This window comes from Kushneria konosiri (assembly GCF_002155145.1).
GTDB classification, from domain to species: domain Bacteria; phylum Pseudomonadota; class Gammaproteobacteria; order Pseudomonadales; family Halomonadaceae; genus Kushneria; species Kushneria konosiri.
On sequence record NZ_CP021323.1, the window covers coordinates 904015 to 926806 of the forward strand.

General features: G+C 59.0%; 19 protein-coding genes and 1 riboswitch. Of the genes, 4 read left to right on the plus strand and 15 right to left on the minus strand.

What is annotated here, in order from left to right; all coding sequences use genetic code 11:
- Positions 1 to 262: 262 nt before the first annotated feature.
- Complete coding sequence (locus tag B9G99_RS04280) at positions 263 to 1108, minus strand: UDP-2,3-diacylglucosamine diphosphatase (protein ID WP_086620889.1); 846 nt, start codon at positions 1106 to 1108, stop codon at positions 263 to 265.
- 177 nt (positions 1109 to 1285) lie between these two features.
- On the opposite strand from B9G99_RS04280, the gene B9G99_RS04285 reads away from it, so the two are divergent.
- Both B9G99_RS04285 and polX read left to right on the plus strand, forming a co-directional pair.
- Positions 1286 to 2410 (plus strand): glycerol dehydrogenase, encoded by a 1125-nt coding sequence (locus tag B9G99_RS04285; protein ID WP_086620890.1) that lies wholly within the window; start codon positions 1286 to 1288, stop codon positions 2408 to 2410.
- Between the two features lie 145 nt (positions 2411 to 2555).
- Positions 2556 to 4268 carry a DNA polymerase/3'-5' exonuclease PolX gene (gene polX / locus B9G99_RS04290; protein WP_086620891.1) on the plus strand — a complete coding sequence of 571 codons (1713 nt, stop codon included), beginning with the start codon at positions 2556 to 2558 and terminating at the stop codon, positions 4266 to 4268.
- A 16-nt stretch (positions 4269 to 4284) separates the two neighbouring features.
- Here the strand turns inward: polX and B9G99_RS04295 are convergent, their stop codons facing one another.
- From B9G99_RS04295 to metK, 4 genes are all read right to left on the minus strand, one after another.
- On the minus strand, positions 4285 to 4881 hold the full coding sequence (locus B9G99_RS04295) for a HupE/UreJ family protein (protein ID WP_227875922.1): 597 nt from the start codon (positions 4879 to 4881) through the stop codon (positions 4285 to 4287).
- A 251-nt stretch (positions 4882 to 5132) separates the two neighbouring features.
- The gene (gene ahcY / locus B9G99_RS04300) at positions 5133 to 6536 is read right to left on the minus strand and encodes an adenosylhomocysteinase (protein WP_086620892.1); all 1404 of its coding nucleotides are present in this window, start codon (positions 6534 to 6536) and stop codon (positions 5133 to 5135) included.
- A 17-nt stretch (positions 6537 to 6553) separates the two neighbouring features.
- A riboswitch (S-adenosyl-L-homocysteine riboswitch) is annotated at positions 6554 to 6635 on the minus strand.
- Positions 6636 to 6778: 143 nt separating this feature from the next.
- Positions 6779 to 8044, minus strand: a complete 1266-nt coding sequence (locus B9G99_RS04305) for a cation:proton antiporter (protein WP_086623279.1) — start codon at positions 8042 to 8044, stop codon at positions 6779 to 6781.
- Positions 8045 to 8188: 144 nt separating this feature from the next.
- The gene (gene metK, locus B9G99_RS04310) at positions 8189 to 9409 is read right to left on the minus strand and encodes a methionine adenosyltransferase (protein WP_086620893.1); all 1221 of its coding nucleotides are present in this window, start codon (positions 9407 to 9409) and stop codon (positions 8189 to 8191) included.
- Between the two features lie 350 nt (positions 9410 to 9759).
- On the opposite strand from metK, the gene B9G99_RS04315 reads away from it, so the two are divergent.
- Positions 9760 to 10764 carry a lactonase family protein gene (locus B9G99_RS04315; RefSeq protein ID WP_086620894.1) on the plus strand — a complete coding sequence of 335 codons (1005 nt, stop codon included), beginning with the start codon at positions 9760 to 9762 and terminating at the stop codon, positions 10762 to 10764.
- 194 nt (positions 10765 to 10958) lie between these two features.
- On the opposite strand, the gene B9G99_RS04320 is transcribed toward B9G99_RS04315, so the two are convergent.
- The 5 genes from B9G99_RS04320 to B9G99_RS04340 all read right to left on the minus strand — a co-directional run bounded on the left by B9G99_RS04320 (position 10959) and on the right by B9G99_RS04340 (position 16815).
- Entirely contained in the window at positions 10959 to 12068 is a 1110-nt protein-coding gene (locus B9G99_RS04320; protein WP_086623280.1) for an MDR/zinc-dependent alcohol dehydrogenase-like family protein, read from the minus strand.
- A 333-nt stretch (positions 12069 to 12401) separates the two neighbouring features.
- On the minus strand, positions 12402 to 13364 hold the full coding sequence (locus tag B9G99_RS04325) for a D-ribose ABC transporter substrate-binding protein (RefSeq protein ID WP_086620895.1): 963 nt from the start codon (positions 13362 to 13364) through the stop codon (positions 12402 to 12404).
- Positions 13365 to 13431: 67 nt separating this feature from the next.
- Positions 13432 to 14550: an ABC transporter permease gene (locus B9G99_RS04330; RefSeq protein ID WP_086620896.1), complete on the minus strand. Its 1119-nt coding sequence runs from the start codon at positions 14548 to 14550 to the stop codon at positions 13432 to 13434.
- Between the two features lie 39 nt (positions 14551 to 14589).
- Positions 14590 to 16137 carry a sugar ABC transporter ATP-binding protein gene (locus tag B9G99_RS04335; RefSeq protein WP_227875923.1) on the minus strand — a complete coding sequence of 516 codons (1548 nt, stop codon included), beginning with the start codon at positions 16135 to 16137 and terminating at the stop codon, positions 14590 to 14592.
- A 15-nt stretch (positions 16138 to 16152) separates the two neighbouring features.
- Positions 16153 to 16815 carry a DUF2291 family protein gene (locus B9G99_RS04340; RefSeq protein WP_086620897.1) on the minus strand — a complete coding sequence of 221 codons (663 nt, stop codon included), beginning with the start codon at positions 16813 to 16815 and terminating at the stop codon, positions 16153 to 16155.
- 388 nt (positions 16816 to 17203) lie between these two features.
- On the opposite strand from B9G99_RS04340, the gene B9G99_RS04345 reads away from it, so the two are divergent.
- Complete coding sequence (locus B9G99_RS04345; RefSeq protein ID WP_086620898.1) at positions 17204 to 17869, plus strand: GntR family transcriptional regulator; 666 nt, start codon at positions 17204 to 17206, stop codon at positions 17867 to 17869.
- 53 nt (positions 17870 to 17922) lie between these two features.
- Here B9G99_RS04345 and B9G99_RS04350 read toward each other — a convergent pair whose 3' ends face one another.
- The 5 genes from B9G99_RS04350 to B9G99_RS04370 form a co-directional block, all read right to left on the minus strand.
- Positions 17923 to 18681 carry an SDR family NAD(P)-dependent oxidoreductase gene (locus B9G99_RS04350; RefSeq protein WP_086620899.1) on the minus strand — a complete coding sequence of 253 codons (759 nt, stop codon included), beginning with the start codon at positions 18679 to 18681 and terminating at the stop codon, positions 17923 to 17925.
- A gap of 42 nt (positions 18682 to 18723) precedes the next feature.
- Positions 18724 to 19596 (minus strand): sugar phosphate isomerase/epimerase family protein, encoded by an 873-nt coding sequence (locus tag B9G99_RS04355; protein WP_158521437.1) that lies wholly within the window; start codon positions 19594 to 19596, stop codon positions 18724 to 18726.
- Between the two features lie 81 nt (positions 19597 to 19677).
- Positions 19678 to 20937, minus strand: coding sequence for a TRAP transporter large permease (locus B9G99_RS04360; protein WP_086620901.1), 1260 nt, complete (start codon positions 20935 to 20937; stop codon positions 19678 to 19680).
- Positions 20934 to 21494: a TRAP transporter small permease gene (locus B9G99_RS04365; protein ID WP_158521438.1), complete on the minus strand. Its 561-nt coding sequence runs from the start codon at positions 21492 to 21494 to the stop codon at positions 20934 to 20936. Before B9G99_RS04365 ends, B9G99_RS04360 begins: the two co-directional genes overlap by 4 nt.
- A gap of 69 nt (positions 21495 to 21563) precedes the next feature.
- On the minus strand, positions 21564 to 22649 hold the full coding sequence (locus tag B9G99_RS04370) for a TRAP transporter substrate-binding protein (protein WP_086620903.1): 1086 nt from the start codon (positions 22647 to 22649) through the stop codon (positions 21564 to 21566).
- Positions 22650 to 22792 lie beyond the last annotated feature (143 nt).

Below are 22792 nucleotides of genomic sequence, written 5' to 3' on the forward strand. Positions count from 1 at the left end.
TCACTGTTTATCGGCATGACCTCACCGATTATTAATACTTCCCATAGCTGGGATAACTTTTATCAGGCGATACAAAAAGAAGGGATAGGGAAATGGTCGTGCGGCCGGCGTCATGAAGACAAAATGCCGCATACGCCGATTCTCGAAGAGATTGTACGTTTTGTCATCATCTGGTTTCAAAAGTAAACGTCACATTTTTTTCAATAATTTAAAAACCCATCAGATTCATGGCGTTAATAAAAAATGCCGCATTAATTTTATTTTAATCGGAAGCCGATTCCGCCTCATCATCTGCCAGCCAGTCTTCTGTGTCGGTTTTTTCGCGATGGCCGGAGGGCGGTCTGGGATCATCCACCAGCGTCTTGTTTTGCCAGTCCACCAGACGCAATCGACCGTCAAACTCTTCCACCAGAGCCGTACAGTTTTCGACCCAGTCGCCATCATTACAGTACACGAAACCTTCGCATTCGCCGAAAAAGGGAATGTGGATATGGCCACCGATGTAGCCATCCACCTCTTCACGCCGCACGCGTGCCAGCGCCGATTGTCGAAAGGCACCGGCAAAGTGTTTGACATTGCTCGAGCGACGCTTGAGTGCCGCTGACAGCGACCAGTACGGGCGCCCCATGCGGCGACGCGCCTGCACGGTCCAGCGATTGGTGCGCCGCATGGTATGCAGCGCCATCTCCCCGACCACCAGCTTCCACTGCGGCGCCTTGAAGTGGCCATCAAATTCATCTCCGTGACTGACCAGCAGCCGCCGGCCGTCCTTTGTGACATGAATGGCGTCACGCCGGATCTCGATGCTGCGAAAGGTTTCGCCACAGAAAGTGCGAAAGGCAGAGTCGTGATTGCCGGGGATATAGATGACCTCGCAGCCGGTGCGGGCCAGCCGCAGAATATGGCGAACCAGCCGCTGCTGGTGGCTGTCCAGTACCGAGATGGCCCGACGCTTCATGGCGATCAGATCAAAGACATCGCCCACCAGATAAAGTCGCTCGGGGCGCACCAGCTGCATCAGGTTCAGCAACAGTTGCGCCTGAGCATCCGGCGTTCCCAGATGAAGATCGGATACAAACAGGGTACGTGCATTGGGCCTTCGGGCCATCGGATCCTCCAGGACAGTCTCGATGACGCATGACCTGCGTCACGTTAAACACCTTCAATGACAGACAATTATCGACATAACATCAGGATACGTCGAATTGCCGCATCCCGGCCCCTTATGGACTGGCTATGCTGTCAGGGCAGGACAGGCCAACTACCCCCTTAAAGGAGACCTTCGATGTCAGCTCCCAACGAGAAAGTCTTTATCAGCCCCGGCCGCTATGTCCAGGGCGCCAACACACTCTCCCGCGCTGGCCACTACGTCTCCCAGCTGGGTCAGCAGGCGCTGGTCATTGCTGACGATTTCGTCTGGAAAATGGCAGGCCAGGCATTGAGTGACAGCCTCAAGGGCAGTGATATTCGCTTTGAGCGTGCCATTTTTGAGGGCGAATCTTCCACCGCCGAGATCGATCGACTGATCAAGCAGGGCGAGACCTTCAAGGCCGATGTGGTCATCGGGTTTGGCGGCGGCAAGACCCTTGATACTGCCAAGGGCGTCGCAGACAGAATGCAGGCGGCCTGCGCCGTACTGCCAACCACCGCCTCGACGGATGCACCAACCAGCGCGCTGTCAGTGATCTACAGCGATGAAGGCGAATTCGAATCCTATCGCTTTTATAACAAGAATCCCGATCTGGTGCTGGTCGATACCGCCATCATCGTCAACGCGCCCCCGCGTTTTCTGGCCTCCGGCATCGCCGATGCGCTGGCCACCTGGGTCGAGGCCCGGGCCGCCATTCGCGCCAGCGCCACCAATATGGCCGGCGGTCAGGCCACCATTCTGGGTCAGACCATCGGCGAAAAATGCGAAGAAGTGCTTTTCGATCACGCCCTGCTGGCCTATCAGGCCAACCAGGCCGGGATCGTCACACCTGCCTTCGAGGCGGTGGTCGAGGCCAATACGCTTCTCAGCGGACTGGGCTTTGAAAGCGGCGGGCTGGCTGGCGCCCATGCCATTCATAACGGCTTTACCGCCCTTCACGGCGACATCCATGAGCTCACGCACGGTGAGAAGGTCGCCTATGGCACCGTCGCACAGCTGATTCTGGACCAGACGCCTCAGGCCGAACTGGAAGAGTATCTGGATCTCTATCTCGCTCTGGGACTGCCGGTCACGCTTGAAGCCCTCAAGCTCAAGGACGTCAGCGACGAAGATCTGTATCGCGTGGCCGAAGCCGCGCTCAAGGAAGGCGAATCAATTCACAATCTGGCCTACACCCTCACACCCGATCAGGTCGTGTACGCCATCAAGGCGGTCGATGTTCATGCGCGCGCCTACATGGAAAAGCTTGGCTGGGAATAACCTCTCCTGTTTCGGACAAGGGCCGCTCAGCGGCCCTTTTTCATGGCGAGTACTCGTTGCCTTCGCCGACGAAAAAGGCCTGGCATCACTATGCTGACAGCAGCCCCTCTCTCCTTTCATGTGACCGGACCGGAAGCCGAGACTCATGCAAAATGCCGATATAGCCCGTATCCTCAACCGCCTGGCGAACATGCTGGACATTGAAGGCGCCAACGCCTTTCGCGTTCACGCCTATCGCAGTGCCGCACAGACCATCGAATCCCATCCTCGTGCCCTGCAGGAGATGGTGACTCATGACGCGCCACTGACCGAACTGGACGGTATTGGCCGCGACCTGGCCGAAAAGATCACCGAGCTGATCAACACGGGCCGTCTTACGGTGCTTGAAGAGGCTGAAAAACGCCTGCCGTCCGGACTTTTACAGCTTTTGCGGGTCAGCCAGCTGGGGCCTCGACGTATACGTCAGCTTCATGAGGCACTGGGCATCGACAGCCTCGAGACATTGAAAAAGGCAGCCCGTGATGGCCGTATCCGCGCACTCGAAGGGTTTGGTGAAAAAACCGAGGCCGGCATCCTCAAGGAAGCTGAACGTCTCAACGATGCCCCGCCACGGACGCGACTTGATGAAGCCCATCGGGCCGCCGACGACCTGATCGCCTGGCTTGAACACGCAAAGAGCGCCCAGCGCCTCAGCGCGGCCGGCAGCCTGCGACGCGGGCGCGAGACGGTTGGCGACCTTGATATTCTGGTCAGCAGCGAGGATGGCCCGGCCATCATGGCACATCTGATGGCCTACCCGGAGATTGCCGAAACCGTCTCTCACGGCAAGACAAAATCCACCCTTCGTCTTCACTCGGGTCTACAGGTGGATGTCCGTGTGGTGGGTGATGAAAGCTTTGGTGCAGCCCTTTACTATTTTACCGGTTCTCGGGCACACAACATTGCCACTCGCAAAATGGCCACCGACCGCGGGCTCAGGATCAACGAATACGGCGTCTACAAGGGAAAACAGCAGCTGGCAGGCCGCACTGAAGAAGAGGTGCTGGCACAGATCGATTTACCCTGGATACCGCCCGAGCTGAGGGAAAATCGCGGCGAAATCGAGGCCGCCCTTGAAGGCACCCTGCCCGAGCTTGTCACCCTTGATGATATTCGCGGTGACCTGCACATGCACACCACGGCTTCGGATGGCAAGGCAAGCCTTGAAGACATGGCCCGTGCCGCCAAAAGGCGCGGCTATCGCTATATCGCCGTTACCGATCACTCACAGCGTCTGGCCATGGCCAACGGCCTGGATGCCAGACGCCTGCGCGAGCAGATGACCGAGATCGACGCGCTCAATGAACGGCTGAAAAACTTCACCGTTCTCAAGGGTAACGAGGTCGATATTCTGGAAGATGGTTCGCTCGACCTTCCCGATGATGTGCTCAAGGCACTCGACGTCTGCGTATTCTCGATCCATTCCAGGTTCGACCTGTCACGGGAAAAACAGACAGCGCGTATCCTGCGCGCCATGGATAATCCATACGTTAATATTCTGGCCCACCCTACCGGTCGCATCATCAACGGCCGCGAGGGTTATGACGTCGATATGGAAGCCGTGCTGCACGGGGCAAAAGCGCGCGGCGTCTTTCTCGAGATCAACGCCCAGCCCGCCCGACTGGATCTCGCCGACCACTGGGCTCGCATGGCGCGCGACATTGGCGTGATGCTGGCCATCAATACCGATGCGCACGCCACCGAGCAGCTGGGTCACATGGCGCTGGGCGTAACGCAGGCCCGCCGAGGCGGGCTGGAACGACAGGACGTGCTCAATACCCGCACCGTCACACAGCTCAGGAAACTGATGAAACGCTAAAGCGCCTGCCTGGCGTTCAGGCTGCGCCCAACATCAAAAACGCTCCACCCCCGGCAATCACGGCACCGCTGACATGCTGCACCCAACGCCCGGCCTGACCGCGGGCAACGGCCAGTGCCATCAATACACCCAGCCCGTGCAGAGCCGCGGTGGAGAGCATGAATCCGGCAAGATAAGCACCCGCATGACCGCTGGCTTCGGTCGCATGCGCGTGCCCATGCAATACGGCAAAAAGCCCGATGCACAGCAGAGAGGCGCGGGTCAGCATGACAGACTGCTGCTGGCCACCGGTCAGGGTCAGCAGACCAAAAACAACCACGGAGAGCACGATGCCGGTCTCCACCAGCGGAAGGTGGATGCCTGCCCAGCCCAGAAGCGCGCCACTGCCCATGGCCGCCATGAACGTCAGGGGAGCAACCAGCACACGGCGCGGCATGACAAATCCGGCCCAGAGCCCTACTGCGACCATGGCCAGCAGATGATCCATTCCGGTCAGCGGATGCAAAAGCCCCGCCATCAGGCCCGAGCCATGTTCGTGACCAGGATGTGCCATGGCCGGCAGTGACAGCAGCATCAGCGGGCCTGTCAGTGCGAAGGCCTGAGGGAAGCGCATACGGTGATCCTCTAAAGGTTGATTCAAATGCCAGACCTGTTGCGGGACAGACCATGACCGTTGGCAGACCGGTCATTATGTCGTACTTGTCCGTCAGGCCCAGCCCGCTACGACCAAGGGCTAACGCCATGCCCTGCCTGTCACCCACACAACGCTTCCTGCGAACATAAAAAACGCCCCGAGGCTCGCTCAAGCGGCCTCGGGGCATTCATGGTCTGGATCGAACCGACCCTGAAGGGCCGGTCAATCACTCAGTAGCGATACTCGTGCGGCTTGAACGGGCCTTCCTGCGGCACACCCAGGTACTCGGCCTGCTTCGGCGTCATTTTGGTAAGCGTGCCACCAAAGCCTTCGACCATGTAGCGGGCGACTTCCTCATCGAGCTGCTTGGGCAGGACTTCAACCGTAACCTCCGGGCGCTCGTCGACCGGGATATCGGCAAACCGGCGCTCATAGAGGTGAATCTGTGCCAGTACCTGGTCGGCGAAGGAGCCGTCCATGACGCGTGACGGGTGGCCGGTCGCGTTACCCAGGTTCACCAGACGCCCTTCCGAGAGCAGCAGCAGATAGTCATCGCTGGTCGGATCGAAGTTGCCCGGGGTGCCATCACGGTAGATCTTGTGGACCTGCGGCTTGATCTCTTCCCACGCCCAGTGCTTGCGCATGTAGGCCGTATCGATCTCGTTGTCGAAGTGGCCGATGTTGCAGACCACCGCACCCTTTTTGATCGCACCCAGCATGCCGGCATCACAGACATTGATGTTGCCGGTCGTGGTCACCAGCACATCAATCTTGCCCAGCATGTAGGTATCGAGGTTGTTGCCGGACTCGTCGTTGGCACCGTCAATATAGGGCGAAACGACTTCGTAGCCGTCCATGCAGGCCTGCATGGCACAGATCGGGTCCACTTCGCTGACCTTGACGATCATGCCTTCGTTGCGAAGCCCGGCTGCCGAGCCCTTGCCCACATCACCGTAACCGATGACCAGCGCCTGCTTGCCGGAGAGCAGGTGATCGAGACCGCGCTTGATGGCGTCCGACAACGAGTGGCGGCAGCCATACTTGTTGTCGTTTTTCGACTTGGTCACCGAATCGTTGACGTTGATGGCCGGTACACGCAGCGTGCCCTTGCGCATCATTTCGACCAGACGATGAACGCCGGTCGTGGTCTCTTCACTGATGCCATGAATGGCATCCAGCAGCTCGGGGTGATCGTCATGGAGCATCAGGGTCAGATCGCCGCCGTCATCGAGCACCATGTTCGGGCGCCAGCCGTCCGGACCTTCGATGGTCTGCTGGATGCACCACCAGAACTCTTCTTCCGTTTCACCCTTCCAGGCAAAGACCGGCGTACCAGCGGCAGCGATGGCCGCAGCGGCCTGATCCTGGGTCGAGAAGATATTGCACGAGGACCAGCGCACGCTGGCACCCAGCTCGATCAGCGTCTCGATCAGCACCGCGGTCTGGATGGTCATGTGGATGCAGCCGGCAATGCGGGCGCCCTTGAGCGGCTGCTGGTCGCGATACTTGGCGCGAATTTTCATCAGTGCCGGCATTTCGGTTTCGGCGATGCGAATTTCGCGGCGGCCCCAGTCGGCAAGACTGATATCGGCGACCCTGTAATCCTGATGAACGGCGTTTTCGGCAGTAGCCATGAAATAATACTCCTGGCAGATAGCGGGCGCCGTTGAATCCGGGGTATCCAGCTCGAGCCTCGCAGAAATCCTCCTCCTGCTGCAGCGCCCCTCGAGTGGACATGGCACCTCACAACAGGGTGAGGCAAAAAATCTGGTGCAAATTATAGCGGGCTGGCGCCTTGAATGGTCAACACTGAACGCAAAAGCCGCCAGACTCGCTCATGTTATCGGCACACAGGCGTGAAACAAGAGGCCTGAGATCAGTGGTGTTTCGTGGTGTCGGATGACCTGTCGCCTCCAGGCACCACATGAGCGACCAGCTTACCGATGGTCAATCCCTGCACCAGAATGGAAAACAGCACGATAATGTAGGTGATCATCACGATCGGCTCGCGGTAGTCACTGTCCGGAAGCCCCAGCGCCAGTGCCACCGAAATGCCGCCACGCAGCCCGCCCCAGGTCAGCACCCGGGTCGTACCCCGCCGATAGTCGACCCAGTGACGCATCGCCATCAGCGGCAGTCCGATGGTCGTCAGACGCACCGCCAGAATGATCACGACCAGCGGCGCGGCCACCATCAGATAGCCCCATTCAAAGGGAATCAGCAAAAGCTCCAGTCCGATCAGGACAAACAGCACGGCATTGAGAATTTCGTCAATCAGTTCCCAGAAACCGTCTACATAGCGGCGGGTATTGTCCGACATGGCATGTTCGCGACCGCGATTGCCGATAAACAGTCCGGCAATCACCATCGCGATCGGCCCGGAGACCTCAATCCAGGTGGCCAGAGCATAGCCACCCAGCACCAGCGCCAGACTGATGAGCACCTCAACCTGATACTGATCGATGCTTTTCATCATCTGATAGGCGATATAGCCCATGACAAATCCCAGCAGCAGACCACCACCTGCCTCCTCGGCAAACAGGATCAGTGAGTGGGTGGCGGTCAGCTGCGCACCCGATGTGGCCGCTGCCGCCAACAGGGTAAAGACCACCACGGCTACCCCATCGTTGAACAACGACTCGCCCACGATCTTGGTCTCCATGTCCTCCGGCGCCCCGGCGTTTTGCATGATCCCCAGCACGGCAATCGGGTCGGTCGGCGAAATCAGCGCACCAAAGACCAGACAATAAAGATACGGTACATGGATGCTGAAAGTGGCAAACAGCCACCAGGCGGCACTGCCGATCGCGAGCGTTGATACCACCACGCCGACCGAGGCCAGAAAGCCGATCGAATAGCGATATCGCTTGAGCTTGTTGATATCCACATGCAGGGCGCCTGCAAACAGCAGAAAGGACAGCATGCCGTCCATCAACAGGGCATTGAAGTTGATGCTGCCAAGCCACTGCTCGGTCAGATCCGTAACCAGGGTAAAGCCCAGATGATCCAGCGCGATCAAGGCCAGGGACATTACAAGGGCGATCACCATCACACCGATGGTGGCCGGCAGACGGATAAAGCGGTAGTTGAACCACGAAAAGAGCGCGGTCACGGTAATAAACAGTGCAGCAATGTTCAGCATGAAAAAGGGACTCGATTGAAGAATCGGTCTGCTCGAAACAGGCAGACGCCCTTGAGCATAGCCAAACATCCCTCACAAAAAAGCCCACGCATTGGTGGGCTTTTGTGGAGTGGACCGGAAAGTTCGCGGCCCATCGATCAGGATTTACAGCCCGGCGGCGTCTCGAAGCGCTTCTGCCCGGTCGGTTTTTTCCCAGGGGAAGGCGGTGAAGGTTTCGCTTTGCATCTCGCCTCGCGTGTCCTTCCAGGTATAGGTGTGCTCGAAGGGATCACGACCGAAGTGCCCATAGGACGCGGTAAGCTGATACATCGGGTGGAGCAGATCCAGCATGCGCGTAATGGCGTAGGGGCGCAGATCGAAATGCTCACGCACCAGATCGACGATCTTGTCATCGCTGATCCTGCCGGTACCAAACGTATTGATGGCCACCGACGTCGGCTCGGCCACGCCAATGGCATAGGAGACCTGGATCTCGCATTTATCGGCGATACCGGAGGCCACCACGTTCTTGGCCACATAGCGCCCGGCATAGGCCGCACTGCGGTCTACCTTGGAAGGGTCCTTGCCGGAGAAGGCGCCCCCGCCATGACGGGCCATGCCGCCATAGGTATCGACAATGATCTTGCGTCCGGTCAGGCCGCAGTCACCGACCGGCCCGCCGATCACGAACTTGCCGGTCGGGTTGATATGAAACCGTGTCGACTCGGTGATCCACTCTTCGGGCAGCACATCACGAATGATCAGCTCCTCGACCGCGTGACGCAGCTCCTCCTGAGAAATGCTCTCATCGTGCTGGGTCGACAGGACGACAGCGTCCACCGCGACCGGCTTGCCATCCTCACCGTAGCGAAAGGTCACCTGACTCTTGGCATCCGGGCGCAGCCAGGCGAGCGTGCCGTTTTTACGCAGCTCGGACTGACGCTCGACCAGGCGATGCGAAAAGTGGATCGGCGCCGGCATGTAGGACGGCGTCTCGTTGGTGGCATAGCCAAACATCAGGCCCTGATCGCCCGCGCCCTGATCTTCGGGTCTGGAGCGGTCAACGCCTTGGGCAATATCGATGCTCTGCTTGCCGATCAGATTGAGCACACCGCAGGTGGCGCCATCAAAGCCGACTTCAGAGGAGGTATAGCCAATATCGGAAATCACGCGACGCACCAGATCTTCCAGATCCACCCACGCACTGGTGGTGATCTCGCCGGCCACGATCGCGACTCCCGTCTTGACCAGCGTCTCGCATGCCACACGCGCCTGCTTGTCCCGGGCGATCAGGGCATCGAGCACCGCATCGGAAATTTGATCGGCAATCTTGTCAGGATGTCCTTCAGATACGGATTCGGAGGTAAAGAGGGAGTATTCGCTCATGAAGACTCTGGATCCTTTTGTCGCTCATTTTTGAGCAAAATATGGAAGGCCAGGCCGTGCTGCATGGCGCAGACGTCCTGTCATGAATGTGGATACCGATACTATCGGCACAGGACAAAAAGTTTACACCCGGTAAAAGCAAAGTGCCTAACCCGCACCCGTGCAATGTCTTCATGGTCATCACGCAGGACGTTCATGACGAGCGCGCACGCCATCACGTCGGCCCGGCCGAAATGCCCGCCGCGGGTTGATGACATCTCGATGAAGCGTGCGCTATACCATCAGACACTGGATTAAAGAAGGCACGGCTGTAATTCTTGTCCCTTCACCTTCAATCCCAGGATGGGCACATGTCATCACCGCAATCCCTAATGGCCTATATCGGCTGCGGCGGCGCCGGCGAGGTCTGTCTGGTGCGCTTTGCCAACGACCATCTCGAACTGGTTCAGCGCGTCCCCCTTCCCGACCTTGAAAAGGCCGGCGGCTCCCTGCCACTGTGCCTGAGTCCGGACCGGCGCTATCTCCATGCTGCCGGCCGGGGCACCCCCATGGGCATTTTCACCTTCGCCATTGATGCCCAGAGCCATCAGCTTGCGCCGGTATCGACCTTTCCCATTCATGAAAGCGTCGCCTATCTGGCCTGCCCAGCGCGGGATGGTCGCCTCTTTTCAGCGTCCTATCACCACCATCTGGTAGCCGCCTACGACATGGCAGAGGACGGCGGCGTCGAGCGCGAGCAGGGACGCTGGACCACCGAACCCAACGCCCATTGCATTGTGCCCGACCCGCAGGAGCGCAATGTGCTGTTCACAAGCCTTGGCGGCGACCGGCTCTACTGCTCGGCCCTCGACGCACAGCCACCGTTTTCCGACACGATCGAGACCACCCTTCCCGAGGGTACCGGCCCCCGACACCTGATTTTTAACGCCGAGGGCACGCGAGTGTATCTGCTTGGCGAGCTGGACGGCTCCATCACGCTGTTTGACTACGACAGCCGCACGAAAGGCCTGAACAGGCGGCAGCGGGTCGTGATCGACAAGGGCGAGGCCGATACCTTCTGGGCGGCAGATATTCATCTCGACGCAAAAGGTCGCTATCTGTACGCCTCCGAGCGCAGCAGTTCGCTGGTGACCTCCTTCGAGGTCGATGCCGACAGCGGCGAGCTCACACGCATCGGTGCCTTCGAAGTCGAAGCGCAACCCAGAGGCTTTGCGCTGGATGCCACCGGACAGCTGATGCTGGCAGCCGGCCAGCAGTCTCAACACGTGGCGGCCTACCGTCTTGTTCAAGGCAGGCTTGAATTGATCGATCGTGTGAAAGTCGCCCAGTCTCCGGACTGGGTCGAGATGGTCTGAACGATTGATGATGGCAGGTACTCGGCCTGCCATCGGCAGCTGACTCAACAGGTCTGACCGCCACCTGCGATCACACTGATGGACATCACAATGTCCGTGGACGGTATGAATTCCGGCCTGAAACACGGGCATAAAAAACAGCGCGGCCGAGTGGTCGCGCTGTTTCGAGTCAACCTCTGGTTTCAGATCAAACCTTAAGGGATCAGCACAATCTTCAGTGACTTTGCCCCGCTGGTCATGAGCTCAAAGCCTTCCTCGAACTTCTCCAGCGGCAGCTTGTGGGTCACCACACCCTCGGTGGGAAAATCACCATTGCTGATGCCATTGATCACCAGCGGATAGCAGTACGGCCCCAGATGCGAGCCCAGTACATCGAGTTCCTTGCGATCGGAGATGATGCTCCAGTCGACGCTGACCGGGTCCTTGAACACGCTGAACTCGACAAAACGGCCCAGTTTTCGAATCATCGACAGGCCCTGCTCGACCGATTTCGGGTGGCCGGTCGCCTCGATGTAAACATCACAGCCGTATCCGCCGGTCATCTCCTTGATGATCGACACCACGTCATCGTTTTTGGGATTGAGCACCATGTCAGCGCCAAATTTTTTGGCCAGTTCAAGGCGCTCATCAAAGAGATCGAGCACGATCAGTTTTTCGGCCCCGGCCTTCTTGGCGGCCCCGACCATGCCAAGGCCCAGCGTCCCGGCCCCGGAGAGTACCACCACATCCCCCAGTTCGATCTTCGCGCGCTGAACGGCGTGCAGCGAACAGGCATACGGCTCGATCAGAATGGCCTTTTCCAGCGGCAGCTCTTCGGGCACGTGATAGTTGATCGCTTCTTTCGTGAACTTCATGTACTCGGCCATGCCGCCGTTCACGTTGTTCTGGAAGCCGTAGAGATCGTGTTTTTCACACATCCAGTACTGACCACGACCACAGAAACGGCAGTCCCAGCAGGGCACGATCTGCTCGGAGATGACGCGATCACCGGGCTTGTAGTCGGTCACGGCATCGCCAACCTTCACCACCCGACCGATAAACTCGTGCCCGGGGATCATCGGCGCCTTGATATAGGCCGGCTGATACTCGTCACCCCAGAAACTGGGCGCCCCATCAAAGGACTTGATATCACCGGCACAAATACCGCAACCCTCGACCTTGACCAGAATTTCGCGGTCATTGTCGAGCTCGGGCACCGGCACCTCTTCATAGCGATAGTCACCGGGGCCGTAGGCCACCACGGCGTGCATGGTTTTGGGAATCTCGTGCTGGGAAACGTTGTTCTGCGTCAGTGTGTCAGACATGGTCACCTCATCGGGGGCTGCAAACATCATTTGTTCCTGCCTTGGACAAATGAAATAACGCCACAGACCCGGCTCGGTCAATCAATGGCGGGCAATGAAACCTTATACTTTAGCGCAATGAAAACTTAATTCCTTGATTTTAATGATTTTTAAAAACCCTGTTCCGAGCATCTCCGGAGACGTCACGAATGACGAAACAGGCACCATTAATGATCAATTACCGAACATTTGAACAACTCCGCCGAGTCATATTCCTGAAGCGGGTTGTACCCCGATAAAAGAAGCCGCCATGAAAGGCGGCTTCGTGGGGTGGCGCATACGCAAGCGTCGCGTTTACTGCTCCAGCACGAACGGAGAAGTCACCTGATCGACGTTGTCCGGCGTGATCAGCAGGCAGTCAAAGAGCTGCTTTTCACCATTCAGACCGGTTTCACCAGTACGGATGAACTGATCAGCCAGCTCCACGGCACGCTTGGAGAACACGGCGACAGGCTGAAGCACGGTGTAGGCCATGTCGCCATCCTTGACCGCCTGTACCGCATCCGGTGAGCCGTCAAAACCGCCGACCACGACATCCTTGAGCTTGCCCGATTCACGCAGGGCGGCAATGGCGCCGAGTGCCATTTCATCGTTACCGCTGATCACGCCCTGAATGTCAGGGTTGGCCTGCAGCATGCTCTGGGTCTTGTTGTAGCCCTGGGTACGGTCCCAGTTGGCCACGTCGGATGCGACCAGCTCAAGATCCGGATACTGCGTCAAGACGGTCTGATAGCCGTTGGAACGCGTGGCAGCATTGTTGTCAGAAGGCGCCCCCTTGAGTTCGACATAGCGAGCGCTGTCACCCACGGCCTCGACCCACTGCTGCGCCCCCAGTGCCGCACCCTGGGCATTGTTGGACACGAGCTGTGCCTTCGCCAGCCCCTGCTGGTTGATCTCGGCATTGACGATAAAGACCGGAATACCGGCATTGACCGCCTTCTTCACGGCCCCGATCGAACCATCCGCGTTGGCCGGATCAAGAATGATGGCTTTCGCCTGGTTGGTGATCGCGGTATCCACCTGACGGCTTTCAGCGTTGGTGTCGCCCTTGTGGGCGCTGACATTGGCGCTGTAGCCCATCTCTTCAGCCGTTTCGCGGGCAATCTGGCCCTCCGTAAACCAGTATGGGTTGGAAGTGTCATTGACGATGATCGAGATCAATCCCTTTTGCTGATCCTGCGCCAGCGCACTGCCACCGAGCACCATGGCGCCGACGGCCAGACCCGCCATCAAAAGATGCTTTCCCTTTCTCAACATGATGTTTCCCCTTGCCTTGACGGTTGGAGTGCCGGCGAACCGGCGTTTCGATGTCGCCCGAGCGGATTTATGCTGCCCCGGATGACGCTGAAGTCTTTTGTGGCGCGTCAACACCGCCTGCGCGCTTTTTGCGCGGCTTGTACTGGATACTGTTCAAAAGCACGGCCAGTACGATGACGGCCCCCATGAACACGGTCTGCCAATAGGAAGAGACCCCGATAATGACCAGACCGTCGGAGAGAAACCCGATGACAAACGCCCCGAGCAGCGTGCCACGCACGTTGCCACGCCCGCCGGTCAGCGCCGCCCCACCGATGACCACGCCAGCAATGGCGGTCAGCTCATAGGTGGTACCGGCTGTCGGCCCGGCTGACGTCAGCTGCGAAGAGAGCACCAGGCCTGCAATGGCGGCACATACGCCGGAGAGCACATACACCCACACCTGAACCCGCTTGACCGGCACCCCGGAAAGCTCCGCAGCGCGCGCGTTGCCGCCGGTGGCATAGACCCAGCGCCCAAAGGGCGTGCGATTGAGCGCAAACATGCAGGCAATCGCCACCGCAGCGAAGATCAACACGCCTACCGGTACGCCGAACAGCCGGTTGAAGCCCAGCCAGTCAAAGCCCGTATTACCAAACTCCGGGTTGCCACCCAGATTGTTGTAGGTCAGGCCATCGGTCATCAAAAGGGCCGCGCCGCGCGCCACATAGAGTGTGCCAAGCGTTGCCACAAAGGCCGGGACCCGAAAGACCGCCACCAGCACCCCATTGATCATGCCCACAAACGCGCCGGCCACACAGGTCAGCACCACCACGGCCCAGACTGGCGGATAGAGCGTCACGCCAAAGATATCCAGCGAGACGCCCTGCATCATGAAGCCTGCGATTACCCCGCAAAGCCCCATGGTCGAGCCGACCGAAAGATCGATGCCGCCGGTCAGAATGACCAGCAGCATGCCGATCGAGAGCAGCCCGAAAATGGCCACGTGGGACGACATGGTCAGGAAGTTGTTGGTCGAGAAATAGACCGGTGACAGGATCGAAAAGATGATGATGATGGCGATCAGGGCAAAAAAGGCTCGCCCTTCAAGAAGAATGCGCCCCAGATCGAACCCACCGCTGCGGCCCGACGCCGAGCGAGCAGAGGAATCGGTAGCAGATGAGGCACCCTGTTGAACATCGGACATGGTAGTGATCCCTGATATACACGTATTTCAGCCTTCGGATTATTCCCCGGAGGCGGCCATGATCTCTTCGCGGGTCACATCGGCCCCGAACTCGGCACTGATGCGCCCACGACTCATCACCACGATCCGGTGCGCCACACTCAGACACTCCCCCACTTCCGAGGTCGAGTAGATGACCGCCAGCCCCTTTGACGCCCCCTCGGCCAGAAGCCGAAACACCTCGGCCTTGGCACCAATGTCGATACCACGGCTGGGCTCGTCCAGCAGCACCACGCGAGGATGGGTCGCCAGCATCTTGCCGATAACCACCTTCTGCTGATTGCCGCCGGAGAGCGAGCCGATACCGGCCGCACCACCGTCGGTCTTGATATGCACATTGCGAATCGATTCTTCGATGACGGCCTGCTCGCGACCGCGCGAGGTCAAAAGACCACGCGTGAACGCGCCGATACTGGCCAGCGACAGGTTTTCACCCACTGCCATGGTCTGTACTAGGCCATCACGCTGGCGGTCTTCGGGAACCAGCACCAGTCCGCGCTCGATACGCTCGGCGATGCTCAGGCCGGAAATGTCCTCACCCTCCAGCATGACCCGGCCATCACTGGCCGTCACGCGCCCGGCGGCACACTCCAGAAGCTCGGTGCGCCCAGCCCCCATCAGGCCGTAGATACAGACGATTTCGCCGGCGCGAACCGACAGCGATAGCCGATCCACCACCGAACGCTCCGGCACCGCCACATCCGCCACACTGATGTTCTCCAGTGACAGTGCCACCTCACCCATCGTGTGACCGGTCGGCGGCGAGCCCAGATCAAAGTTGTCGCCCACCATATGACGCACGATCCACTCGAGATCGATCTCGCTGCGTTCGGCATAGGCCGTCATGGCCCCATCGCGCAGCACCACGGCGTGATCGGTAATGGTCAGCGCCTCTTCCAGATGGTGCGAGATATAGACGATTGATACCCCGCGGCTTTTCAGGTCTGCGATGACCCGAAACAGCACCTCGACTTCGGAGGCCGACAGCGCCGAGGTCGGCTCATCCATGATCAGGATGCGCGAATCCACCGACAGGGCCCGGGCGATCTCGACAATCTGCTGCTGGCCGAGACGAAGATCCTCCACCAGAGTCAGTGGATCGATGGGCTCATCGAGCTCGGCCATCAACCGCTCGGTTTCACGCGCCTCGAGGGCGTAGTCCACGCCCCCGGGCCCGCCCAGCTCGCGCCCCATGAAAATGTTGTCGCGCACATTCATGTTGGGCGCCAGGCTCAACTCCTGGTGGATAATCGAAATACCGTGCCGCTGGGCATCCACGGTCGATCCAAAGCTGACCGGTGTACCTTCCAGCACAATCTCGCCGGCACTTGGCTGAATCACGCCCGAAAGGATCTTCATCAGCGTCGACTTGCCCGCGCCGTTCTCCCCGAAAAGCGTGGTCACCTGCCCACGGCGAATATCAAAGTTGACGCTCTTGAGGGCCTGTACGCTGCCAAAGGATTTGGCCACGTTGCGTGCTGACAGTACGACCTCGCCGGTGGTGTCAGCCGATGCCGGCCTTTCCATGACGCTCTCTTCACTGCTCATGACGCACTCCCGTCATCATTCGCCCTGCACTTCAAGGGCCACCGGTGTAATCAGCCAGTTCCTGGGATTGATCATCTGAAAAACGCCGGTCACTTCAACGGTTTTGCCACTCAGGCTGGCCGTATCCACACCCTCGAGCACCTCGGCCTTCATGGCATTATTGATGGCTGCACCGGCGTTCTGGTATTCGATCTGATTGGTGAACTGACCAAAGCTGATATCGCCGGTCGCATCCCGCAGCGCGGTGCCATTGATGGCCGGACCGGTCTGCACCCTGACGCGCGTGCCTTCGGGCATATCGGGAATGTCGATCGTATAGATACCGGACTTGCCCTCACCCACAGTACCGGTGAAACTCACCGGAAAGATCGGGCCGATCCCACCGGCGACGCCATAGCGCTCACCGGCAGCGCTGGCATTATCAGCCAGTGCCCGGGCCAGCTCCGGCGCATCCACCGCACGGGACTCCACGCTCTGGCGAATCTCCGGGAACTGTTCCTGTCCGTAGCGTTCAGCCGAGAACTGTCCGCTTTGGGCATCAGACTCCGCCCCCTGCTCAACCACATGCGTGTCCCAGCCAATGGCGATGGCCACCATGACCACCACCACAGCCGCGATGGCACGGCCACGTTTTTTGCGAGCGCGAGGGCGGGCATGCGTACTGGCTTCTGCTGTCATATCAAACCGGTCTCCGCTGCAGAGGCAGGTGGTTGTCAGGACTTCAGGGTTCAAGGGACACTGAATGGAGGGTGCCCATGCCGAATCATTTGACCTGCCTTCGTTCAAATGTATTAACGCCACAGCGCCTGTTGACTGCAATCCCTGGACCGGGCTCAACCCCTAAGACTTTGTGCTTAACGTTTTTAACAGGCTGAAATAAAAGGCAATAAACGCATCGTTCAGGAAGGCTTGCGACTAAAGTTCCTGGCTATAAAAGGCGCTGATAATGCGAACATTTCTGCAGCTCAAGAACATCAGTACAGCATCAGCATGTCTTTGTTGACAGTTTACAATAGCCAAAAAAGGTATCCTGATTGCTGCATTGCCGTTTCTACAGGAACCGTTCATGAGCATTAGAAGCCTTCAGCGCACCACCCTTCGCGATCAGTGTCTGGATGGCCTGCGCTCTGCCATTACCTCCGGACAGCTGCCTGCTGGCCATCATATGGTGGAAACCGACCTATCTTCGGCCTTTGGCGTCAGCCGTGGCACGCTACGCGAAGCAATGCGCCGACTGGAACAGGAAGGTCTACTGGTCGCAGGCCCGCGCGGTCAGCTGCGGGTAAGAGAGATCAATGAAGGAGAAATCGGTCATCTTTATCAGGTCCGTGCAGCCCTTGAGGTACTGGCGGCACGCAGCCTCTGTCTTCATGACGATTTTGCCGCGCGACTGGAAATCCTGCGCGGATGCCTTCAGCGTCTGCATGAGGTGCAAAACGATCTTGGTGAACAGATCGAGGCTGATCTGACCTTTCACCGTACCCTTTGCGAACTGAGTGACAATCCGGTGTTACTGTCGAGCTGGCTGGCGCTGGAAGGGCCGATTCGAATCACGGTCATGCATGCCGGTCTCGAGCGAGCGCTGCACAATATGTCGGCAGATCGTCACGACCATCTGCTGAATGTGATTGCCCAACGCGACCCGACACATATTGAACGGGTGCTCTTTGAGCACATGGATGAAGCAGCTCAGCGCCTGATGCGCGCCATGGAAGCACAGAGCGCAGGCTGATTGATCGGCGCCCCATCGTGGGGCGCCCTGTCATTGATGAGACACCTGAGGTGTCAGTACATATGCATGCCGCCGTTGATGTCCAGTGCCGCCCCTGTGGTATAGGAAGAAAGCTCGGAGGCGAGGAACAAAAACCCTCTTGCCACATCGTCGGCATCGCCCAGGCGGTTGAGCGGAATCCCGGTCAGTATCTGCGTTTTCATCTCATCGGTCAGCTTGCCACCGGTGATGTCGGTCTGAATCAGCCCGGGGGTGACCGAGTTGACGCGGATATTGTGCGCGCCGAATTCACGCGCCATGGCCTTGGAAAGTCCCAGCATGCCCGCCTTGGCGGCACTGTAATGCGGCCCGCCAAAGATACCGCCACCACGCTGGGCCGAGACCGACGAGGTGTTCACGATCGCACCGCCCTTCTGCTCCACCATGTAAGGCAGTACGGCCTGAGACATGTACAGCATGCCGCGAAGGCTGACATCGGTGACCTGCTCGTAATTCTCTGGCGTGATCTCCATGGTTTTCAGCGGCTGGGTGATCCCGGCATTGTTGATCAGCACATCGATATGGCCATACTGATCGGCAACAGCTTTTGCGGCCGCCTCGCAGGAAGCCTTGTCGGTGACGTCACAGACCACGCCCATGGTGCGCTCGCTGCTGACATCCGCCGCCGCTTCACGACTCTTGTCCAAATCCAGATCAGCGATGACCACGATGGCACCGTGCTCGTGAAAAAGTCGCGCCGCCGCCTTGCCGATACCGCGAGGACCGGCACCGCCAGTGATGATGCAGACCTTATTTTCCAACAATCCTTTCATGGTGTACTCCCGAACAGGGTTCAAGTGAATAACTACAGGTGATTACAGGGCCGGGTGGTTCTGTGCCATCCAGTACAGGGACGCCGCCACGCCTCGCTCGATCTCTTCAAGCGGTAGTGGCTCGGCCAGTTTGTTGGGCTGCGCGTGTTCGTCACGACGCAACCGGAAGGGCAATTCAAGGCTGAAAGGCAAACGACGCGCCGCCAGCGCCTCAACAATAGGGGCGTAGTCGATATCACCGGTACCCAGCGCGCCGAAGTGATAGCCATCCTGCTTGCGGCTCACCGCCTTGAGATGTAAATGGTCACTCTGCGGGATGGCCTTGAGCGCATCATCAACCGGCGACAGCGCCGGGCGATGCGAGATCAAATTGCCGGGGTCATAATTAATGCCGGTGACCGAGGCATCGAGGCGTTCCGTGAGCGTTGCCAGCTCGCTGGCCTGATTGATCACGTTGTCACTGCCATCGCCCGGATTTTCGAAAAGCAGCTTGACGCCCGCCTCTCGAGCCGCCGCCATCATGTGATCGAGCCCCTGCTCGAAATACTCACGCCCGGCAAGGCTTGACGCATTGGAAATCAGATAACGCGCCCCCAGCGCGGCGGCAAAACGGATACGCACTGCCATGCTCTCTGCCGCACCCGGCTCACCGAGATCGATATGGGCTGACAGCACCGTGCAGCGCTGGCCGTACTGCGCCATCAGTTCGCATAGTCTCTTTGCCAGTTCGGCATTGAGATCGGCATCGGTAAATTCGTTGACGTAGCCCTTGATAAAGGCCAGCTCGACGTCGGTGATATTGAGCCGCGCCATCGAGGAAAAAATATCGGGCCAGTCGTAGCCATCCCAGGCTGCGGTACTAACCGACATGCCAACAGCACGCATCCGCTCGGCATCAGGCAGTTCAACACTCATCAAAACACTCCATTGTTGACTGTTAACATCGAAAACAGGCAAATTTTGATGCGACCTCTGAACAGGGCGTCGCATCCTGTTCTAACCGGCCGGGAAAATCGCCGGCACGTAGCTCACCAGCATCAATACCAGCAGCGCGAAGATGTAAAACGGCACCAGCGCCCGCGCGGTCTGCTCGATCCGCACGCCGGCAATGGAGGATGAAATGAACAGCGTCGTGCCTACCGGCGGCGTAAACAGGCCAATCGCCAGATTCAGCACCATCATGATGCCCAGCTGGATCAGGCTCATGTCGATCGACTCGGCCAGCGGAATCATGATCGGTGCCAGCAGCAGGATGGCAGGTGTCATGTCGATCACGGCCCCGTCCACCAGCATCAGCAGGTTCATGAACAGCACTACCAGCACATCGGTCAGACCCAGCGCATTGATGAAGTCCACCAGTCGCGAAGGCAGCTGATCCACGGTCATGATCCAGCCAAGCACCGAGGAGGCCATGATCAAAAGCAGTACTGCGCCTGTGGCCTGGCCGGCGCTCAGTATCGAGCCGAGCAGCCCGCGCGGGGTCAAATCGCGATAGCACAGCCGCACGATCAGCGCGTAGAACACCGCCACCACGCTGATTTCGGTCGGTGTGGCGATGCCGCCGATCAGCGCGCCCAGTATGATCACCGGCATCAACAGCGCTGGCAGTGAAGCGATAAAGCCGCGCACCACAGGGCCGAATGCGAAGGGCTGATCACTGCGCGGGAAGTTGCCGCGCCGGGCAATCAGATAGACCGCCGCCAGACTTGCCGCGCCGAAAATAAAGCCTGGCACGATGCCGGCCAGAAAGAGTGCGCCGACCGACACCTGCGACACGCTTGAATAAATGATCAGCGGGATCGAGGGCGGAATGATGACACCGATGACCGAACTGGCCGAATTGACCGCCGCTGCAAAGGGGGCCGGATAGCCTTCCCGCTTCTGCCACGGAATCAGCACCGACCCCAGCGCCGAGGCATCCGCCACTGCCGAGCCGGACACGCCGGCAAACAGCATCGAGGTCACCACACTGACCTGCCCCAGCGCCCCGCGCACCCGGCCAACCAGAATGCCGGCAAAGTGGATGATGCGCTGCCCCAGGGTACCGGCAATCAGCAGTTCACCGGCCAGAATGAAAAACGGAATCGCCAGCAGCAGCGAGCTTTGTGTGGCATCGAAGAAGCGCTGCGCGACGATCGACAGCGGATAGCTGCCGCTCAGGACGATGCCGATGCTGCTGGCGCCCAGCAGCGCATAGCCGACCGGCAGCGCCATGACCAGCAGCAGCAGAAACAGCGGTAGCGCAATCACGGTCATGGGAGAGGCTCCTCCTGGATGGCGGGCTCGGCACCGCTGGCCAGCCCGATCAGGTCGATAACGGCCAGCAGCATCACTCCGGCGGCGCCCAGCGGCAGGCTATAAAAGGCCCATGTCGCGGACCAGCCCAGCACCGGCGTGGTCTGATACTGCATGAACTGCATCAAAACGAATGACTGCTGGACCAGCATCGCCATCAGGGCCGCCACCATGAGCTGCACCACGACCATCAGCGCCCGGGCCCCCTTCGGTGACAGCTTGCGTGCAAAAAAATCCACGCCCAGGTGCTGATGACGCGCCGCTGCCATGACCACGCCGCCCATGATCAGCCACGGAAACAGAATCACCGGCAACTCGTTGCCCCAGGCCAGCGAGCCGGCCAGGAAATAGCGCACGATGACTCCTGACATCAGGGTGATCCCGATCACTGCCGTAGTCACCACCACCACTGCGCTGCCAATAACATAAAACAGCTCACGACCTCGGTTCAGCCATCGTAGAAGCGGTGGTGTCGAGATGGGATTATCTGCCTTCATTGCGTCATGCCCCTGGCTCATTATCGTCTCCATCACATCAGGCCTCGGCGTCGCCCCTGCAAAACACCAATTCTGTACCGGGACCGGTATCTACCGGCCCCGGTTTGAGCACCAGGATGCGGACGCCTCACCGGTAGTGGCCTGATTAGCCTCTTCGGCAGCCTGGCGGGTACGCTCGACAATATCGCCCAGCTTGTCCTGCCAGATGTCATAAACCGGTTTTGTGGCTTCGCGGAAGGCCGCGGCATCCACTTTATTGATCTGCATGGCGCCGTTATCACGCAGTTTTTCAAGCAGCTCGTCGGTCTGATCAATCAGCGTCTGACGCTGAAAATCGCCGGCTTCATGCGCCGCACGTTCAAGTGCCTTTTGATCCTTTTCAGAAAGGCGCTGCCAGGTCGGCATGCCGATCACGATCGGGGTGGTTTCATAGCGATAGTCGGACAGCGACAGATACTTTTGCACCTCTTCAAGGTGCGAGGACATGATGTTGACCACCGGATTTTCCTGACCATCCACCGTGCCCTGCTTGAGCGCCACATAGAGCTCACCAAAGGCCATCGGAGTCGGGTTGGCGCCCAGAGTACGCAGAGTGTCGATAGTCACCGCGTCCTGAGAGGTACGCATCTTGAGCCCCTTGAGATCCTGCGGTGACTCGATCGGACGCACGTTATTGGTGAACTGGCGCAGACCGTTGTCCCACCACGCAAGCACTTTCAGGCCACGCTGTTCGGCCTGCTCGGCCACTTCATCACCAATCGGTCCATCTGCGACCTGCCAGCCAGCCTGAGGGGAGTCAAACAAAAAAGGCAGCCCGAAAACGTTGGCCTTGGGGACGATGGAAGCCAATGATCCCTGACTATTGGCTGTCAGCCCGATCGCCCCGCTTTGAGTCTGCTGTAGCATCTGCACATCCGACCCAAGCTGCTCAGAGCCCTGGATGCGAAGTTCCAGATCACCGTCGCTATATTTCGAGGCCAGCTCGGCCATGCGATCGGCGGCCAACGAGCGAGGGTTACCTGGCGCGGCTCCATGGCCCAGTACCAGCGTCTGTGCCTGTACAGCACCGACCATGGCCGCAGCCGCCAGCCCCACACTCAGCGCCAGTGCCGTTCTGAAAGCGCGCTTGCCCCCCTGTCGTGCTGTCGGAACCCTCGACGCGACGAAATTCTTCATGGTCTTTCTCCTGACGATTGAAAGGATCGGGCCGCAGCTCCCTGAATCATCGAAGGCCCCCGGCCGGCTCTTTTACTGCAGTATTCGGATTCATTGTTAACAGTCAACAAAGAATCCGATGAGACTTTCGAAGTACGCCTCAA

Coding starts and splice junctions, on each gene's coding strand:
- B9G99_RS04280 (WP_086620889.1), bottom strand. CDS start 1,108: ATGGCCCGAAGGCCCAATGCACGTACCCTGTTTGTATCCGATCTTCAT.
- B9G99_RS04285 (WP_086620890.1), top strand. CDS start 1,286: ATGTCAGCTCCCAACGAGAAAGTCTTTATCAGCCCCGGCCGCTATGTC.
- polX (WP_086620891.1), top strand. CDS start 2,556: ATGCAAAATGCCGATATAGCCCGTATCCTCAACCGCCTGGCGAACATG.
- B9G99_RS04295 (WP_227875922.1), bottom strand. CDS start 4,881: ATGCGCTTCCCTCAGGCCTTCGCACTGACAGGCCCGCTGATGCTGCTG.
- ahcY (WP_086620892.1), bottom strand. CDS start 6,536: ATGGCTACTGCCGAAAACGCCGTTCATCAGGATTACAGGGTCGCCGAT.
- B9G99_RS04305 (WP_086623279.1), bottom strand. CDS start 8,044: ATGCTGAACATTGCTGCACTGTTTATTACCGTGACCGCGCTCTTTTCG.
- metK (WP_086620893.1), bottom strand. CDS start 9,409: ATGAGCGAATACTCCCTCTTTACCTCCGAATCCGTATCTGAAGGACAT.
- B9G99_RS04315 (WP_086620894.1), top strand. CDS start 9,760: ATGTCATCACCGCAATCCCTAATGGCCTATATCGGCTGCGGCGGCGCC.
- B9G99_RS04320 (WP_086623280.1), bottom strand. CDS start 12,068: ATGTCTGACACACTGACGCAGAACAACGTTTCCCAGCACGAGATTCCC.
- B9G99_RS04325 (WP_086620895.1), bottom strand. CDS start 13,364: ATGTTGAGAAAGGGAAAGCATCTTTTGATGGCGGGTCTGGCCGTCGGC.
- B9G99_RS04330 (WP_086620896.1), bottom strand. CDS start 14,550: ATGTCCGATGTTCAACAGGGTGCCTCATCTGCTACCGATTCCTCTGCT.
- B9G99_RS04335 (WP_227875923.1), bottom strand. CDS start 16,137: ATGAGCAGTGAAGAGAGCGTCATGGAAAGGCCGGCATCGGCTGACACC.
- B9G99_RS04340 (WP_086620897.1), bottom strand. CDS start 16,815: ATGACAGCAGAAGCCAGTACGCATGCCCGCCCTCGCGCTCGCAAAAAA.
- B9G99_RS04345 (WP_086620898.1), top strand. CDS start 17,204: ATGAGCATTAGAAGCCTTCAGCGCACCACCCTTCGCGATCAGTGTCTG.
- B9G99_RS04350 (WP_086620899.1), bottom strand. CDS start 18,681: ATGAAAGGATTGTTGGAAAATAAGGTCTGCATCATCACTGGCGGTGCC.
- B9G99_RS04355 (WP_158521437.1), bottom strand. CDS start 19,596: ATGAGTGTTGAACTGCCTGATGCCGAGCGGATGCGTGCTGTTGGCATG.
- B9G99_RS04360 (WP_086620901.1), bottom strand. CDS start 20,937: ATGACCGTGATTGCGCTACCGCTGTTTCTGCTGCTGCTGGTCATGGCG.
- B9G99_RS04365 (WP_158521438.1), bottom strand. CDS start 21,494: ATGAGCCAGGGGCATGACGCAATGAAGGCAGATAATCCCATCTCGACA.
- B9G99_RS04370 (WP_086620903.1), bottom strand. CDS start 22,649: ATGAAGAATTTCGTCGCGTCGAGGGTTCCGACAGCACGACAGGGGGGC.